The sequence below is a fragment of the Nonomuraea montanisoli genome (genome assembly GCF_013363975.1).
In the GTDB taxonomy this organism is placed as follows: domain Bacteria; phylum Actinomycetota; class Actinomycetes; order Streptosporangiales; family Streptosporangiaceae; genus Nonomuraea; species Nonomuraea montanisoli.
Window position 1 is genome coordinate 540870 of record NZ_JABWGN010000005.1, and the last position, 16049, is coordinate 556918.

Here is a 16049-nt window from a genome sequence, read left to right on the forward strand (position 1 = left end):
GCAGCAGGTCCGGGAACCCGGACCAGTCCTAATGTTGAGCCATGTCGACGAACCGGGAGTAATGCCCCTGGAAGGCGACCGTCACGGTGGCGGTCGGTCCGTTACGGTGCTTGGCGACTATGAGGTCCGCCTCACCCGCCCGGGGCGACTCCCGCTCGTAGGCGTCCTCCCGGTGCAGCAGGATGACCATGTCGGCGTCCTGCTCGATCGATCCGGACTCGCGAAGGTCGCTCACCGCCGGGCGCTTGTCGGTGCGCTGCTCGGGGCCTCGGTTGAGCTGGGAGATCGCGATGACCGGGACCTCCAGCTCCTTGGCCAGCAGCTTGATGGCACGGGAGATCTCCGAGACCTCGTTCTGGCGGCTCTCGGTCTTCTTGGGCGAGCTCATCAGCTGGAGGTAGTCGATGACCACGAACCGCAGGTCGTTGCGCTGCTTGAGGCGGCGGCACTTGGCCCGGATCTCCATCATGGACATGTTGGGCGAGTCGTCGATGAACAGCGGCGCCTCGGCCACCTCGCTCATGCGGCGGGCCAGGCGGGTCCAGTCGTCGTCGCTCATCATGCCGGAGCGCATCGCGTGCAGCGCCACCCGCGCCTCCGCCGAGAGCAGACGCATGGTGATCTCGTTGCGCGACATCTCCAGGGAGAAGATGACGGTGGTCATGCCGTGCTTGATCGCGGCAGACCGGGCGAAGTCCAGGCCGAGGGTGCTCTTGCCGATGGCCGGACGGGCGGCGACGACGATCATCTGGCCCGGGTGGAGGCCGTTGGTGAGCTGGTCGAGGTCCTGGAAGCCCGTGGGGACGCCGACCATCTGGCCGCCCCGGCTGCCGATGGCCTCCAGCTCGTCCAGGGCGCCCGGCATGATGTCGGCCAGCGGGGCGTAGTCCTCGGAGGTGCGGCGCTCCGTCACCTTGTAGATCTCGGCCTGGGCGCGGTCGACGAGGTCGTCGACCTCCTCGTTGTTGCCGCCGTAGCCGAAGGAGACGATGCGGGTGCCGGCCTCGATGAGACGGCGCAGGATGGCCTGCTCGCGGACGATCTTGGCGTAGTAGCCGGCGTTGGCCGCGGTGGGGACGACCGCCGTCAGCGTGTGGAGGTAGGCGGCGCCGCCGACCCTGGCCATCTCGCCGCGCTTCTGCAGCTCGTCGAAGACGGTGACCGCGTCGGCGGGCTCGCCCCGGCCGTACAGGTCGGTGATGACGTCGTAGATCATCTGGTGGGCGGGCCGGTAGAAGTCGTCGGAGCGGATGATCTCGACGACGTCGGCGATCGCGTCCTTGGACAGCAGCATGCCGCCGAGGACGGACTGCTCGGCCTCGATGTTGTTGGGCGGGGTGCGCTCGAAGCCCGGACCTGCGCCGGTTTCCTCGTCGATGCTCACGGCGCCCCCTCAACAGCCTCACCTAGGTCGCACCACCCCCACTTGTAGCCGACCGGTCTGACAGTTTGGCCGCTTCCCGGGCGGGGAGCAACGCGGGCTGTGGACAGCCTGTGGATAACCCTGGGGGAAAGCTGTGTATGACTACGCCGAACATGTGAAAGCTCTGTGGACGAGCCTGGGGATAACTTGTTCACATCTCCACGACCATGCCACTGACCAGCGGAAACGTTGTCCACCGGCTGTGGAGAAAAGAAAGTTGGCCCGACATGCCGGGTAAGGCCCATAATAGGCAAATGCCCATTACACGCCAGGACAGGGAGATCCTCCGCCTTGCCGTACCGGCGTTCGGCGCGCTGGTGGCCGAGCCCCTGTTCCTGCTGGCCGACTACGCGATCGTGGGCCACGGCCTCGGAACCGTCGCCGTGGGCGCGCTCGGCGTCGCCGGCACCGTCCTGACGACGATGGTGAACCTGTGCGTCTTCCTCGCGTACGGCACCACGGCGTCGGTGGCGCGGCGCACCGGGGCGGGCGACCACGCGCGGGCCATGCGCGACGGCGTGGACGGCATCTGGCTGGCGCTGGCCATCGGCCTCGCCCTCATCGCGCTCGGCTGGCCACTGGCGCCGGGCGTGGTGGACCTGTTCGGCGCGAGCCCGGAGCAGGCCGGCGAGGCCGTCACGTACCTGCGGGTCAGCCTGATCGGGGCCCCCGGCATGCTGGTCGTGCTGGCCGGCACCGGCGTGCTGCGCGGGCTCCAGGACACGGTGACCCCGCTCGTCGTCGCCGTGGGCTCGTTCGCGCTCAACGCGGCGCTGAACGCGTGGTTCGTGCTCGTGCTGGGCTGGGGCATCGCCGGCTCCGCCTGGGGCACGGTGCTGGCACAGACGCTCGGCGCCGTCGTGTACGTGGCCGTGGTCGTCCGGGGCGCCCGGCGGCTCGGCACGCCGCTGGCCCCCGACGTGGCGGGCGTGCGGCGGGCGGGCACGGCCGGGTTCGCGCTGCTCGTCCGTACGGTCTGCCTGCGGATCGTGCTCCTCGTGGCCATGGTGATCGCCACGAGGATGGGCGAGGCGCAGCTCGCCGCGTACGCCATCGCCACCCAGGTGTGGACGCTGCTGGCCTTCGCGCTCGACGCGATCGCCATCGCCGGTCAGGCGATCACCGGCCGCACCCTCGGGGCCGGCGACACGGTCGCGACCAAGGAGGCGACCGGGCGCATGGTGCGCTGGGGCGTGTGGTCGGGGGTGCTGCTCGGCGTGCTGGTGGTCGTGGGGCGGCCGCTGCTGCCCGGCCTGTTCGACGCCGATCCGCAGGTCACCGAGCAGCTCCTGGCCGTGCTGTGGCCCGTGGCGCTCTTCCAGCCCATCTGCGGCGTGGTGTTCGTGCTCGACGGGGTGCTGATCGGGGCGGGCGACCAGCGCTACCTCGCCTGGGCGGGGGTCTGGACGACGCTCGCGTATCTGCCGGCGGCCCTCATCGCGGCAGATTTCGGCATCGTTGCTCTTTGGTGCGCGCTCGGGGTGTGGATGGTGGCACGTTTGATCACGCTCGGCCGCCGGGCCGTGGGCGCTGCCTGGCTGGTGACCGGGGCGTAATCGTCCTGTGCTTGCTGTGGCACAGGTGATCGGGGCACTGTGGGCGAGTCCCACGAGCGGGGTGTGCCTTGTCCACGATTCTCCGACGCCTGCCGCCGTCCGAGGCGACCGGTCTGCGCACGAGCGCCCGGCACAGCCTTGCCGAGCTCTACCGTCCGGCCGATCTGGTCGTGCTCGGGCTCGGGGTGATGATCGGCGCGGGCATCTTCAGCATCGCCGGGCGGCAGGCCGCGACCATGGCGGGACCGGGGGTGATCCTGTCCTTCATGATCGCGGGCATCGCCTGCCTGCTCGCCTGCCTGTGCTACGCCGAGCTGGCGTCCACGATCCCGGCCTCGGGCAGCGCGTACACCTTCACCTACGTGATCTTCGGCGAGGTTTGGGCGTGGATCATCGGCTGGGCGCTGATCCTGGAGCTGCAGCTCGCGGCCGCCGTGGTGGCCAAGGCGTGGGCGGAGCTGACGGTGCGCGCCTTCGCCGACTTCGGGATCGCCCTGCCCCGGCACGACCTGGTCGGCGGCGCGCTCACGGCGTTCATCCTGGTCGTGCTGACGGGCGTCGTCGCGGTCAACACGAGGATCGGCCTGCGGGCGCTGTGGATCATGGTGGCGGCCAAGCTGCTGGCGATCGGCGCCGTCATCGTGGTGGGCGCCCTGCACGTCGACGCGAGCAACTTCGGCGACCTGTACGCCCCGCCCAAGCCGCTGGACGTGCCGCCCTCGACCGTGCTGGACGTCGTCATCGGCCAGAGCCACGCCTTCGGCTGGGCCGGCATCTTCGCGGCGGCGCCCGCGATCGCGTTCGCCTACATCGGCTTCGACATCGTCGCGACCGCCGCCGAGGAGACCGCCAACGCGCCCCGCGCCGTGCCGAAGGGCATGATCCGCAGCCTCGTCGTGGCCACCGTCATCTACCTCGCCGTGGCCGTGGTCATGGTCGGCATGATCCCGTACCGGCGCATCTCGACCGACGCGCCGCTGTCCAGCGCGTTCCGCGGCGTCGGCGTGGACTGGATGGTGCACGTCATCGACATCGGCGCGGTGCTCGGCCTGACCACCGTGATCCTGGTGCTGATCGTGGGGCAGACGCGGGTGCTGTTCTCGATGGCCCGCGACGGCCTCATCCCGCGCGGCCTGTCGGCGATCAGCCGGAGGTACCACACGCCGTCGCGGATGACGCTGGTCATCGGCGTCGTGGCCGTCCTGCTGGCCACGTTCGCGCCCGTGTTCACGTTGCAGCAGCTCGTCGTGATGGGCGCGCTGTTCGCGTTCCTGTTCGTGTCGGCGGGCGTGATCGTGATGCGCCGCCGGATGCCGGACCTGGAGCGGGGGTTCCGGGTGCCGCTGTCGCCGCTGGTGCCGGTCCTGTCGCTGGTGGCGACGCTCTGGCTGATGGTCAACCTGCAGGTGCCGACGTGGGCCTGGTTCGGGCTGTGGATGGTGTTCGGGATGCTGGTCTACCTCGTGTACGGCCGGCGGCACAGCCTGCTCGCGCCGCCCCGGGACGAGCCGCCGGCCGCCGCCCGGGGCCGCCACCGCCGCTGAGCCGCCTTCGGGCCGCCGCCCTCCCCACCTCCGTGCCGTTGACCCCCGCCTCGGCGTCCTACAGGCGCCGGGCCTCCAGGACGCTGCGCAGGAAGTCGCGGGTGCGGGCCTCGTCCGGGTCGCTGAAGATCTTCTCCGGCGGCCCCTTCTCCAGCAGCACGCCCCCGTCGAGGAAGCACACCGTGTCAGAGATGTCGCGGCAGAACCCCATCTCGTGCGTGGTGAGGATCATCGTCATCCCCGACTGCTTGAGCTCGCGAATGATCTCCAGCACCTCCACGACCAGCACCGGGTCGAGAGCGGAGGTCACCTCGTCGAGCAGCATCAACCGCGGCTGGGTGGCCAGCGCCCGGATGATGGCCACCCGCTGCTGCTGGCCGCCGGAGAGCTGGTCGGGGTACGACGTGGCCTTGTGCGCCAGCCCGAACCGGGTGAGCAGCGCGTGCGCCTCCTCCTCGGCCCGTTCCCTCGGCACCTTGTGCACCTGGCGCGGCGCCAGCGTGATGTTGTCGAGCACGGTCATGTGCGGGAACAGGTTGAACGCCTGGAAGACGATGCCGAGCCGCTTGCGCACCTCGTCCACGTCCACCCGCGGGTCGGTGACGTCCCGGCCCTCCAGCAGGATCGTGCCGTCGTCCACGGTCTCCAGCAGGTTGACGCAGCGCAGCAGCGTGGACTTGCCCGAGCCGGACGCGCCGATGAGGCTCACCACCTCGTGCGGGCGCACCTCCAGGTCGATGCCGCGCAGCACGCTGTGGCCGTGGAAGTTCTTCCACACGCCCTCGATGGTCAGCAGGCTCATGCCCCGCGCCTCCTCCGCGTACGCTCGGCCAGGTAGTCGGTGAACCGGGCCATCGGGATCGTCAGCAGGATGAACAGCAGGGCGGCCACCAGGTAGGCCGTGTAGTTGAACTTGCCGGAGGCGTAGATCTGCGCCTGCCGCAGCGCCTCCAGCACACCCAGCGTGGACACCAGCGCGGTGTCCTTCTGCAACGAGATGAAGTCGTTCAGCAGCGGCGGCACGACCCGGCGGGTGGCCTGCGGCAGCACCACGAACCGCATGGTCTTGCCGTGGCTGAGCCCGAGCGAGCGGGCGGCGGCCACCTGGCTCGGGTGCACCGACTCGATGCCCGAGCGGAACACCTCGGCCACGTACGCGCCGTACGAGAGCGTCAGCGCGATGACGCCGAGCGCGGTCAGGTCGGTCGGTATGCCCTGCAGGCGCAGCGCGGGCAGGCCGAAACCGACCATGTAGATGACCAGCAGCGTCGGCACGCCGCGGAAGGTGTCGACGTACAGCGTGGCGAGGGCCCGCACCGGGAACAGCGCGGCCGTCCTCGTCGACCTGACCAGGGCCACCAACAGGCCCACGACCAGGATGAGCGGCTCGGCGAACAGGAAGATCTTGACGTTCAGCCAGAAGCCGCTGATGACGTCGGGCAGCGCCCGGGCGAAGTGCTCGGGATTGAAGAAGGTGTCCTGGACGCGCGGCCAGCCCGGCGAGTTCGTGACCACCCACCCGACGAGGACGGCGAAGACCACCGTGGAGGCCGTGGCGATGGACGCCGAGCGGCGGGCCCGCGCCCTGCGGACCCGCTCCCGCTCCACCTGCCGCTCGCTCTTGACCCAGACCGGGCCTGCTGGCATGTCAGTCATGGACGTACGCGGTGGTCGTCAGCTCAGCTCGGGCGCGCCCGCGGCCGAGCCCAGCCACTGCTGCTCGATCTTGGCCAGGTCGCCCTTGGACTTCAGCGCGTCCACGGCCTTGTCCACGCAGGTCTTGAGCTGGGTGCCCTTCTCCATGACCAGGCCGAACTCCTCGGGGCCTCCGCCCGTGGCGGCGAACTGGCCGACGATCTTGGAGCCTTCGACCTGCGCGGCCGTGACGTAGAACGCCGTCGGCAGGTCCACGACGATGGCGTCGACCTGCTTGTTCTTCAGCGCGTTGATGGCGTCGACCTGGTCGTTGTAGACGTTGGGGTCGTCGGCGGGCTTCACGACGTTCTTGACCGCGTCGAGCGAGGTGGTGCCGACCTGCACGCCGATCTTGGCGTTCTTGAGGTCGGCCAGCGTCTTGGCCCCCGCGTACTTGCCGTCGCCCAGCGCCACCACGGCCTGCTTGACCGTGTAGTAGCCGTGGCTGAAGTCGACCGCCTTGGCCCGGTCGGGGGTGATCGACACCTGGTTGACGTCGAAGTCGAACTGCTTGGCGCCCGGGGCGAAGGCCGAGTCGAACTTGACCGTGTTCCACTGCACCTCGTCGCGGTCGAAGCCGAGCTCCCCGGCGACCGCGAACGCCACCGCGCTCTCGAACCCCTGGCCGTTGGCGGGGTCGTCGTCCTTGAACCACGGCTCGTAGGCGGGCTTGTCGGTGCCGATGGTCAGCTTGCCCGCGTTGACGAGCTTGAGCTGGTCCTTGGTGCACGCCGTGGCCGCGGGGGCGGCGCTGGGGCCGCTGCTGGTCGCCGTGTTGTCGACGGGTGCGCACGCGACGGCCGCGGCGAGGGCGCCCAGCGCGAGCAGCGTCGAGGGACGGACCATGGGTGGTGCCTCCAGGGGAACGCGGGGAAGAACGAGCCGATTGTACGCTGCCCCGCTAGGAAATACGCCGCCACCTGGGCTCATACCACCCCATACCGCCCTTTCCCGTCCCCGCCTTCTCTCCCCGTCCCAGGTACAGGGCCGCTCGGGGTGCAGCACCACTTGGACGCGGGGTCACTCGGGGGCAGGGCCGCTCGGGCGGGCGAGGAGATGGGCCGGCGAGGAGACAGTGGGGAGGGTGGGGCGTGGTGGAGGTCGCGGCACAGGGGACGCGGGAAGAGGGGGGCGCCCGCGCAGCTCACGGGTGAGGGAGGCGGGCCCGCCGTGTGGGGGCAAGCGAAAAGAGCCGGCCCCGGAGACGCGTACGGCCCCCGCTCCCGCGAGGGGAGAGGGGGCCGTACGGCAGGCGTGCCTGGCGTCAGCCGGCGACGACCTCGACGTCGAGCGAGGCCGACACCTCAGGGTGCAGCTTGACGCTGACCTTGTGGCTGCCGACGCTCTTGATCGGGTTGACGATCTCGATGCGGCGGCGGTCGAGGAGCGGGCCGCCGGCGGCCTTGACCGCGTCGGCGACGTCGCCCGTGGTGATCGAGCCGAACAGGCGGCCGGAGTCGCCCGCGCGGGTCGTCAGGCGCACGCGCAGGGCGCCGAGCTGGCCGGCGACCTCCTTGGCGGTGCCCAGGTCGCGGATCTCGCGAGCGTCACGAGCTTTCTTGATGGACTCGATCTGCTTCTCCGCGCCACGCGTCCAGCGCATGGCGTAGCCCCGCGGGATGAGGTAGTTACGGCCGTAGCCGTCCTTGACCTCGACGACGTCGCCGGGGGCGCCGAGGCCGGAGACCTCGTTGGTGAGGATGAGCTTCATGTCGTCAGACCTCCTTAGCGCGCGGTGCTCGTGTAAGGCAGCAGAGCCACCTCACGGGCGTTCTTGATCGCGGTCGCCACGTCGCGCTGGTGCTGGGTGCAGTTGCCCGTCACCCGGCGCGCACGGATCTTGCCGCGGTCGGAGATGAACTTCCGCAGCAGCGCCGTGTCCTTGTAGTCGACGTAGGAGATCTTGTCGTGGCAGAACAGGCAAACCTTCTTCTTGGGCTTGCGCAGTGCCGGCTTGGCCATCGTGGTGCTCCTTTCAGAGCCCCGCCGGTGAAGCGGGAATGGTCTCGGGCTTGTGGACTGGGATTAGAAAGGCGGTTCGTCGCTGAAGTCGCCGCCGCCGCCGAAGCCGCCGCTCTGCTGGCCGCCGCCCTGGTAGCCGCCGCCACCGCCGCCGCCGAAGCCGCCGCCACCGCCCTGGGGCGGAGCGGGCGACGCGGAGGCCCACGGGTCGTCGGCCGGGCCGCCACCGAAGCCGCCGCCACCGCCGCCGCCCTGACGGGAGGTGCGGTTGACCTTGGCGGTGGCGTTGCGCAGAGACGGGCCGACCTCGTCGACCTCGACCTCGTAGACGGTGCGCTTCTCGCCTTCCTTGGTCTCGTAGGACCGCTGCTTGAGCCGCCCCTGCACGATGACCCGCATGCCGCGCTGGAGGCTCTCGGCGGCGTTCTCCGCCGCCTGCCGCCACACGTTGCAGGTCAGGAAGAGGCTTTCGCCGTCCTTCCACTCGTTGGTCTGACGATCCATGAACCGCGGAGTGGACGCGATGCGGAACCGGGCCACCGCTTGCCCCGTCGGGGTGAAGCGCAGCTCGGGGTCGTCGACAAGATTGCCGACGATGGTGATTACGGTGTCGCCTGCTGCCATGGCCAGCGCTCGCCTTCCTGCACGCCTTCGCTTTGGGTTACGGCTCAGAGTACGGCCGACGCCCGACAAAAAGCCGGGCGACGAGCTGCTTAGTGCACGTCGGGGCGGAGAACCTTGGTGCGCAGGATGCCCTCGTTGAGGTTCATCTGGCGGTCGAGCTCCTTGACCGTCGCGGGCTCCGCGGACAGGTCGATGACGGCGTAGATGCCTTCCGACTTCTTGTCGATGTCGTAGGCGAGACGGCGACGGCCCCAGACGTCGACCTTCTCCACGGTGCCGCCGTCGTTGCGGACCACGGTGAGGAACTGGTCGAGGGACGGCGCGACAGTGCGCTCATCGAGCGAAGGGTCCAGAATGACCATTACTTCGTAACGACGCATGCGGGACTCCAACCTCCTCTGGACTCTTGCGGTCACGACACTCTGCCGTGACAGGAGGACGCTGACGCGGGGCCCCGGTGCCCCTTTCGGCACCCGGGCGTGACGGGTCACCCATCACAACGCAGCCTGACCAGGTTACCAGCCGAGTCCCTGTGGGAAGGCCTGTAGGAAACCAGGGGGTGATAGTTGTGCCACACATCCTCCAACCTTCCGAAAACCAGCGGTTCAGGCTCTCGCTCAACAGCGACGGACGGGCTCATCCGGTGGAGAACATCCTGGCGATCGTCACCGTCGTGTGCGGTCTGACGGCCTTCGTCGCGGCGTTCGTCCCCGGCGGTCACGTCGTCGCCTCGTGGGCGGGCACCCTCGGCTTCGGGACGGGCCTCTACTCCCAGTACGTCTCCGCGACGACTCCCCAGCGAGCCCTCAACATCGTCGGGATCGTCGCGTCGTTCGTGGGCGTGGCCCTCGGCATCGCCCGCGGCGGTTTCCTTCCCTGAGCCCCCGACCGGATCCGAACACGTGAGGACGGCCCCGGTGACTTCCGGGACCGTCCTTTCGATATGGGGTCATCCTCCGATGTGCAGGTCCACGCCGAGCAGGACGAGGAACCACAGGAAGACCGCGAGCAACGCCTCGGCGATGTCCTTGAGGATCGCCGGGGTGATGTAGTGGTACACCCAGGCCACGTAGAGGCCTATCACGACGTAGATCAGGATGATTAACGAGCGCCATCGCCACCGGGCCATATGCGTTCTCCTCGGGTAGGGGGTGCCTGGCGACTTCCCTGGCCGGGGTACGGCAAACGGATAGGCTCGGTGACATGGTGCGCATCGGAGCTCACGTCGGCCAGGACGATCCCGCCGCTCACGCCGCCGCGGTCGGTGCCGAGGTGGTGCAGTTCTTCCTCGGCGATCCCCAGGGCTACGCCAAGCCCGTGCTGCCCGACAAGCCGGTGGAGGGCGTCGACGTCTTCATCCACGCCCCGTACCTCGTCAACGTGGCGACGACCAACAACCGGATCCGCATCCCCAGCCGCAAGCTGCTCGCCCAGCACCTGGAGGCGGCGGCCGGCCTGGGCGCCAAGGGCCTGATCGTCCACGGCGGCCACGTCAACAAGAGCGACGATCCACAGGCCGGCTTCGACAACTGGCGCAAGGTGTTCGAACGGCTGGAGTGCCCGATCCCGGTGCTCATCGAGAACACCGCGGGCGGCGACAACGCGATGGCGCGCAGGCTGGAGCGCATCGCGCGGCTGTGGGACGCGCTCGACGGGTTCGACGTCGGCTTCTGCCTCGACACCTGCCACGCGCACGCGGGCGGCGAGGAGCTGGTGGACCTGGTGGACCGGATCAAGGCCATCACCGGCCGGATCGACCTGGTCCACTGCAACGACTCGCGCGACGCGTTCGACTCGGGCGCCGACCGGCACGCCAACCTGGGCAAGGGGCAGATCGACCCGGAGCTGATCCTCGCGGTGTGCCGGGCGGCCGGCGCGCCGATCGTGGTGGAGACCCCGGCCGAGGGGCAGGCGGCCGACATCGCGTTCCTGCGCGAGAACCTCTGAAACCCTCACGCGGGGCTCTGGAGATCGGAAACACACAGCCTGTGGATAACTTCCCTGGATTACCGGGCCGCGAAAGTGGGTAAGGGCCGTCGCCGGCCGGTCAGCCGGCCCACGCGCCCGTGAGGAAGCGCACCGCGTTCAGCACCATGAGCGGCCCCGCGACCAGGCCGTAGACCACGAGCGTCCACGGCCGCCGCGCCCCCAGCGCCGCGACGGCCGTCCACAGGGGGAACCACAGCAGCAGCGAGCGCGGGATCGACAGGTAGTACGCCGACGTCATGAGAGCCGCCGCCTGGAGCCCGGTGTAGACGAGCTCGCTCCACCGGCGCCGCGCCGCCAGCCAGACCAGCGCGGCCACCGCCAGCACGGCTCCGGCGAGCTCCATGCGGAACGCCACCGCGAAGTCGTCGCGGCCGAGCGCCGCGTGCCAGGTCGTGATCCACGACTCCCACGGCCAGACCGTCTGCCTGCCCCAGCCGGCCTCCTGCGCGTGCTTCCAGGCCAGCCAGTCGCCGGAGCGGCTGTAGTGGAAATACGAGTAGAACGCCAGCGGCAGGAACGGCACGGCGAGCAGCGGCCACGGGGCCGGCCGTGCCGGCAGCTCCCGGGCGCGCCGGTGCGGGACGTACTCGACGACCAGGGCGACCGCCAGGAACAGGCCGGTGATGCGCACACATGACGCGGCGGCGGCGAGCACGACGGCCCCGGTCCACTGCCCGCGCCGGGCGGCCAGCCACGCCGGGATCGCGAACGCGAGGAACAGCGTCTCGCTGTAGCCCGCGGCCAGGAACACGGCCGTGGGGAACAGCAGCAGCGCGAGCACCGCCATCCAGCCCGGCGCGCCCTCCAGCTCGGCCAGCCGCGCCAGCGCCACCATCGCCACCGCCCCGGCGACCAGCGACACGATCAGCCCGCACGCCGTCCAGTCGGGCACCACCAGGTGGACCAGGCGTAACACCGCGGGCAGGCCGGGGAAGAACGCGGGCAGCCCCGCGTCGGGCGGCGCGGCGGGGTCGCCGTCGTAGCCGTGGCGGGCGATGACGACGAACAACCCCGCGTCCCACTGCTTCCAGCGGGCGACGTAGGCGTTCAACGCCGACCCGAGCAGCGTGGCGACCAGCAGGCCGGCCCGGGAGCCGAACCAGATCAGCAGCGCGTCGCGCGCCGCCGAACGGGTGATCACCGGTACGAGGGAACGAGCGTGAACCGGTCGGGGGCGCCGTCGAACACGCCGCCGGTCTGGTCGTCGACGCCCGCCTGCCGGACGACGTCCTTGTGCGGGCGCAGGATGTCGCGCACCACGAACGCCATCATGATCACAATGGTGATGACCCGGCCCCAGACGGCGGTGAAGTACGTGTCGTCGCCGATGCCCAGGTCGTCGCGGCTGAGCGGCGGCTGGGAGAGCAGGTAGAGCCAGATGGCGAAGAAGTACCACATCTCCGCGAGCTGCCAGAGGACGAGCGGCTTCCAGTTGGGCCGGGCCAGCACCGCGAACGGCACCAGCCAGAGCACGAACTGCGGCGACCACACCTTGTTCGTCATCATGAACGCGGCCAGGGCCAGGAAGCAGATCTGCGCCAGCCGGGGCCGCCGCGGCGCGGCCAGGGTCAGGACCGCGATGCCCAGGCACAGCACGGCCAGCGACGCCATGCCGAGCGTGCTGACGTCGGCCTCGCCGAGGACCGGCCAGCCCTTGTTCTGGAAGAACAGCCACGGCGAGCCCCAGTCCACCCCGCGTTCCTGCGAGAAGACGTAGAAGCGCCGCCAGCCGTCCCAGGCGAACACCATGAACGGCACGTTGACGACCAGCCACGCGCCCGCGGCGGAGGCCGCCGTGACCAGGAACGGCCGCCAGCGCCCGGTGCGCAGCGTGAGCAGGAACAGCGCCCCGGCGAACATCAGCGGGTAGAACTTCGTCGCGATCGCCAGCCCGAGCAGCACCCCGGCCGCCACCTGCCGGTGCTTCGCCCAGGCCAGCAGCATGCCCATCGACAGCGCGCCGGCGACGAGATCCCAGTTGATGTACGCGGCCAGGATCACCGACGGCGCGAGCGCGTACCACAGGGCGTCCCAGCGGCGCGTGGGCCCGGCGACCGCGGCCATCAGCAGCACCCCGGCGACCAGGCAGAGGCCGAGGAAGACGACCGTGCCGTCGTAGAAGCGGATGGCCTGCTGGACGGCGTCGGGCTCCAGCCAGCGGGCGATCCGGCTGAAGACCTGCATGACCTCGCCGAGCACGACGGGGTACTCGACCTGCTTGTCGAACGGCACGTCGGCGAAGTAAGGGCTCTGCACGTCGAGCTGCCGGTCGAAGTACAGCGGGTAGATGTCGCTGTAGCAGAAGTGGGTGTAGGTGGAGACCTGGTCGTTCCACCCGCCGGTACGGCACGGCAGCCTGAAGACGTACGCCAGGCTGGCCCCCAGCGCCGCGAACAGCGCCAGGGGCAGGTACGGCACGGCGCGCGCGAAGAGCGGCGGCCGGTGGACCGGCTCGTCCACCGTGTCGTCACCCACCGTGTCGTCATCCACCGGGCCGTCACCCACCGGTTCCGTCTTCACCACTGCTCGCGCCCCGTGGGCATCGTCTCGGGCTCGTAGTACGGCGGCATACCGGGATCCTGCCCACCGCCGAGCAGGCCGTTGTCCTCATCGAGGCCGTTGTTCTGGTTCGGGTCGATGGTGATGATGCGGCCGTTGTCCTCGTCGTTGCACGGGTCCATGACGCAGGTCACGTCGTCCGGCTGCTCCTCGTCCGGCTCCTTGGTGGCCGTGGGCGTGGGAGCGGGCTTGGGCGCGAGGTTCTCGGGGACGCCGGTGTTGACGCGGGCCGGGAACTGCTCGACCTTCTGGCCCTTCATGGCCTCGGTCATGAAGGCCTTCCAGATGGCCGCGGGGTACGTGGCGCCCTGGAAGGCGCTGCCCAGGGGCACCTCGTACGCGGTGGTGTACGGCTTCTGCGGCGTGTACTTCTTCTCCTTGGCCGGGTTCTTGCCCCGCCACCAGGGACAGTTGTCGTTGACCGGCTGGACGACCTTGCCACCCTTGGAGCGGCACTCCTGGCGGAACATGCCGACCGCGGTGGACAACTGCGGGGTGAAGCCGACGAACCAGGCTTCCTTGTTCTCGTTGTTGGTGCCGGTCTTGCCGGCGACGGGCCGGTCGTAGAGGGCGGCGTTGCGGCCGGTGCCCTGCTTGACCACGGCCTGGAGCGCGACCGTGGCGTCTGCGGCGGCGTCCGGGGAGATGACCTGGGCGGGGGTCCGCTTCTCCTGCCACTTCACGCGGCCGGCGCGGTCCTTGACCTTGATGACGACGTGGTTCTTGAAGTGCTTGCCGCCGTTGGCGAAGATCGAGTAGCCGCCGGCCTGCTCGACCGCGGTCACCTGACCGGAGCCGATCGTGATCAGGTAGTGGTGGCGGTTCTTCGCGTCCTCCAGCCGCTCCTTGCTGAGGCCGGCGCGGCTGGCGATGTCGATGACCTTGTCGAGGCTGACCTTCTCCCCCATCTTGGCGAAGGCGGTGTTGACCGAGTGGGCCGTGGCGTTGACGACGTCGATCGACGAGGCGCCCGAGGCGTGGTCGTTGTTGATGGGCGTGGTGCCCTCCAGCTTCAGCGGCCCCTTGGCCGGCAGGTAGCTGTTGAGGCTGTAGCCCGAGTCGAGCCACGCCGCGAGCACGTACGGCTTGAACGCCGAGGCCGCCTGCTTCTGCGACAGGAAGGCGTCGTCCCAGGAGTCCTTCTCGTAGTCGTCGCCGCCGTAGAAGGCGATGATCCGGCCGTTACGCGGGTCGACCGCGGCCATGGTGGCGGTGATCTCGCCGGTCAGGCCGGCGGTGTGCTTGTTGACGGCATCCCTGGCGGCCAGCATCAGGTTCTTGTCGAACGTCGAGGTGATCTTGTAGCCGCCGGTCTCGACGTCCTCCTTGGTGAGCCCGTACTCGTTCTTCAGCTCATCCATGACGGCCTGGACCATGTAGCCGGTCAGGCCCTTGTAGTAGTCCTTGTTGCTGATCTTGATGCGCTTGGGCGAGGCCGGCGACTTGGACGGCAGGCTCCCGTACGCCTTGGGGTCGAGCTTGGCCATCTGCCCGATCACGTAGACGTAGCGCGCCTCGCTGGGCTTCATGTTGCCCGCGATCTCGGCCCGGTCGAACGCGTCGGGGTTCTGGATGCGGCCGGCCAGGTAGGCGCCCTGCTCGGGCGTCAGCGCCGTGACCGGCTTGTTGAAGAACTCCTTGGCCGCCGCGCCGATGCCGTACGCGCCGCGCCCGAAGTAGATGGTGTTGAGGTACTGCTTGAGGATGTCGTCCTTGCTGAGCTTCTTGTTGAGCTTGACCGCGACGAAGATCTCATTGATCTTGCGCCGGATGCTGCGCTCCTGGGAGAGGCCGTCGTAGTAGTTGCGGGCCATCTGCTGGGTGATGGTGGAGGCGCCCTGCACCTGCGCGCCGGAGAGCGTGCTGTACACGGAGCGGACCATGCCGGAGAAGGAGATGCCGGAGTCCTCACGGAAGCCGCTGTTCTCGGCGGCGATGACCGCGTCCTGGACATGCCGCGGGATCTGGTTGATGTCGTCGACCGGGACGCGCTTGGTGCCCAGCTTGGCGAGGACCTTGCCGTTGGCGTAGTAGATGACGCTGCCCATGTCGTCGACCGTGTCCTGGACCTGGTTTTGGGTCGGCATGGGAATGTTGGCGTACGCCACGGCGATCATGCCGAAGAGGCCGGCGGTGACGACCGCGAAGCCGGCCAGCACGATCTTCCAGCTCGGCAGGAACCTGCGCCACGCCGGCTTGTCTCCGCCCTTCTTGCGCGGGAGCTCGCCGGGACCTCCGGGCCCTCCTGGCCCTCCCGGCCCGCCGTCGCCACCGGAGCCGCCCGCGCCACGGCCGCGGGCGCGGCGCGGGGCCTCGCTGATCATCGTCTCCTGCTCGCTGCGCCGCCGTCCCTCACGGCGCCCGGACGAGCGCGGGCCGGGCTCGGCGGGCATCCCGGAGGCAGCGGTCGCGGGCGGGGGCCCGGCTGGGCCGCGCCGCTCGGGCGCGCGCCTGACGGGCTCGTACGGCTGCTCGTACGAGTGCGCCGCCATGGCGCCGGTGTCCTCGTAGGCGGCCTCCGGACGACGTGGAGGCTGCGCGTTCTCCCACCCGGAGCCGCCGGTTTGCGGCGTCTGGGGCTGGGGAACGGAACGGGATGAGCCGGAGCGACGGCGCCTCCCCTGGCGGGCCGTCCCCTCGTCGTGGCTGTAACTCAACACGTCCTCGCATCGTCGTCGGATAGCACGGCGGGTGGGC

The 16049-nt window shown here is 69.8% G+C and carries 16 protein-coding genes; 4 read left to right on the forward strand and 12 right to left on the reverse strand.

Going from position 1 to position 16049, the window contains the following annotated elements; translation table 11 throughout:
• Nucleotides 1-28: 28 nt before the first annotated feature.
• Nucleotides 29-1384 carry a replicative DNA helicase gene (gene dnaB / locus HTZ77_RS15210; RefSeq protein ID WP_175590192.1) on the reverse strand — a complete coding sequence of 452 codons (1356 nt, stop codon included), beginning with the start codon at nucleotides 1382-1384 and terminating at the stop codon, nucleotides 29-31.
• 293 nt (nucleotides 1385-1677) lie between these two features.
• Between dnaB and HTZ77_RS15215 the strand changes: the two genes are divergently transcribed.
• Both HTZ77_RS15215 and HTZ77_RS15220 read left to right on the forward strand, forming a co-directional pair.
• Nucleotides 1678-2979 carry an MATE family efflux transporter gene (locus HTZ77_RS15215; protein ID WP_175590193.1) on the forward strand — a complete coding sequence of 434 codons (1302 nt, stop codon included), beginning with the start codon at nucleotides 1678-1680 and terminating at the stop codon, nucleotides 2977-2979.
• Nucleotides 2980-3047: 68 nt separating this feature from the next.
• Nucleotides 3048-4523: an APC family permease gene (locus HTZ77_RS15220; RefSeq protein WP_205302632.1), complete on the forward strand. Its 1476-nt coding sequence runs from the start codon at nucleotides 3048-3050 to the stop codon at nucleotides 4521-4523.
• A 58-nt stretch (nucleotides 4524-4581) separates the two neighbouring features.
• Here the strand turns inward: HTZ77_RS15220 and HTZ77_RS15225 are convergent, their stop codons facing one another.
• The 7 genes from HTZ77_RS15225 to rpsF all read right to left on the reverse strand — a co-directional run bounded on the left by HTZ77_RS15225 (nucleotide 4582) and on the right by rpsF (nucleotide 9184).
• Nucleotides 4582-5325 carry an amino acid ABC transporter ATP-binding protein gene (locus HTZ77_RS15225; protein ID WP_175590194.1) on the reverse strand — a complete coding sequence of 248 codons (744 nt, stop codon included), beginning with the start codon at nucleotides 5323-5325 and terminating at the stop codon, nucleotides 4582-4584.
• Entirely contained in the window at nucleotides 5322-6170 is an 849-nt protein-coding gene (locus HTZ77_RS15230) for an amino acid ABC transporter permease (protein ID WP_175590195.1), read from the reverse strand. Before HTZ77_RS15230 ends, HTZ77_RS15225 begins: the two co-directional genes overlap by 4 nt.
• Nucleotides 6171-6197: 27 nt before the next feature.
• Complete coding sequence (locus HTZ77_RS15235; RefSeq protein WP_175590196.1) at nucleotides 6198-7064, reverse strand: ABC transporter substrate-binding protein; 867 nt, start codon at nucleotides 7062-7064, stop codon at nucleotides 6198-6200.
• 418 nt (nucleotides 7065-7482) lie between these two features.
• Nucleotides 7483-7929, reverse strand: coding sequence for a 50S ribosomal protein L9 (gene rplI / locus HTZ77_RS15240; RefSeq protein WP_175590197.1), 447 nt, complete (start codon nucleotides 7927-7929; stop codon nucleotides 7483-7485).
• A gap of 14 nt (nucleotides 7930-7943) precedes the next feature.
• Nucleotides 7944-8180, reverse strand: coding sequence for a 30S ribosomal protein S18 (gene rpsR, locus HTZ77_RS15245; RefSeq protein WP_020543048.1), 237 nt, complete (start codon nucleotides 8178-8180; stop codon nucleotides 7944-7946).
• 63 nt (nucleotides 8181-8243) lie between these two features.
• Nucleotides 8244-8804, reverse strand: coding sequence for a single-stranded DNA-binding protein (locus tag HTZ77_RS15250; protein WP_175590198.1), 561 nt, complete (start codon nucleotides 8802-8804; stop codon nucleotides 8244-8246).
• Between the two features lie 89 nt (nucleotides 8805-8893).
• Entirely contained in the window at nucleotides 8894-9184 is a 291-nt protein-coding gene (gene rpsF, locus HTZ77_RS15255; RefSeq protein WP_026214314.1) for a 30S ribosomal protein S6, read from the reverse strand.
• Nucleotides 9185-9447: 263 nt separating this feature from the next.
• On the opposite strand from rpsF, the gene HTZ77_RS15260 reads away from it, so the two are divergent.
• Nucleotides 9448-9684, forward strand: coding sequence for a hypothetical protein (locus HTZ77_RS15260; RefSeq protein WP_253770335.1), 237 nt, complete (start codon nucleotides 9448-9450; stop codon nucleotides 9682-9684).
• 69 nt (nucleotides 9685-9753) lie between these two features.
• Here the strand turns inward: HTZ77_RS15260 and HTZ77_RS15265 are convergent, their stop codons facing one another.
• The gene (locus tag HTZ77_RS15265; RefSeq protein ID WP_175590199.1) at nucleotides 9754-9933 is read right to left on the reverse strand and encodes a hypothetical protein; all 180 of its coding nucleotides are present in this window, start codon (nucleotides 9931-9933) and stop codon (nucleotides 9754-9756) included.
• Between the two features lie 74 nt (nucleotides 9934-10007).
• On the opposite strand from HTZ77_RS15265, the gene HTZ77_RS15270 reads away from it, so the two are divergent.
• Complete coding sequence (locus tag HTZ77_RS15270; protein WP_175590200.1) at nucleotides 10008-10751, forward strand: deoxyribonuclease IV; 744 nt, start codon at nucleotides 10008-10010, stop codon at nucleotides 10749-10751.
• A 100-nt stretch (nucleotides 10752-10851) separates the two neighbouring features.
• Here HTZ77_RS15270 and HTZ77_RS15275 read toward each other — a convergent pair whose 3' ends face one another.
• From HTZ77_RS15275 to HTZ77_RS15285, 3 genes are read right to left on the reverse strand one after another with little or no spacing between them, the layout of a single operon-like run.
• Nucleotides 10852-11934: a mannosyltransferase family protein gene (locus HTZ77_RS15275; RefSeq protein ID WP_175590201.1), complete on the reverse strand. Its 1083-nt coding sequence runs from the start codon at nucleotides 11932-11934 to the stop codon at nucleotides 10852-10854.
• Nucleotides 11931-13283 carry a glycosyltransferase family 87 protein gene (locus HTZ77_RS15280; RefSeq protein WP_328808601.1) on the reverse strand — a complete coding sequence of 451 codons (1353 nt, stop codon included), beginning with the start codon at nucleotides 13281-13283 and terminating at the stop codon, nucleotides 11931-11933. The genes HTZ77_RS15275 and HTZ77_RS15280 overlap by 4 nt, the downstream gene beginning before the upstream one ends.
• A 26-nt stretch (nucleotides 13284-13309) precedes the next feature.
• Entirely contained in the window at nucleotides 13310-15844 is a 2535-nt protein-coding gene (locus HTZ77_RS15285; RefSeq protein ID WP_175590202.1) for a transglycosylase domain-containing protein, read from the reverse strand.
• Nucleotides 15845-16049 lie beyond the last annotated feature (205 nt).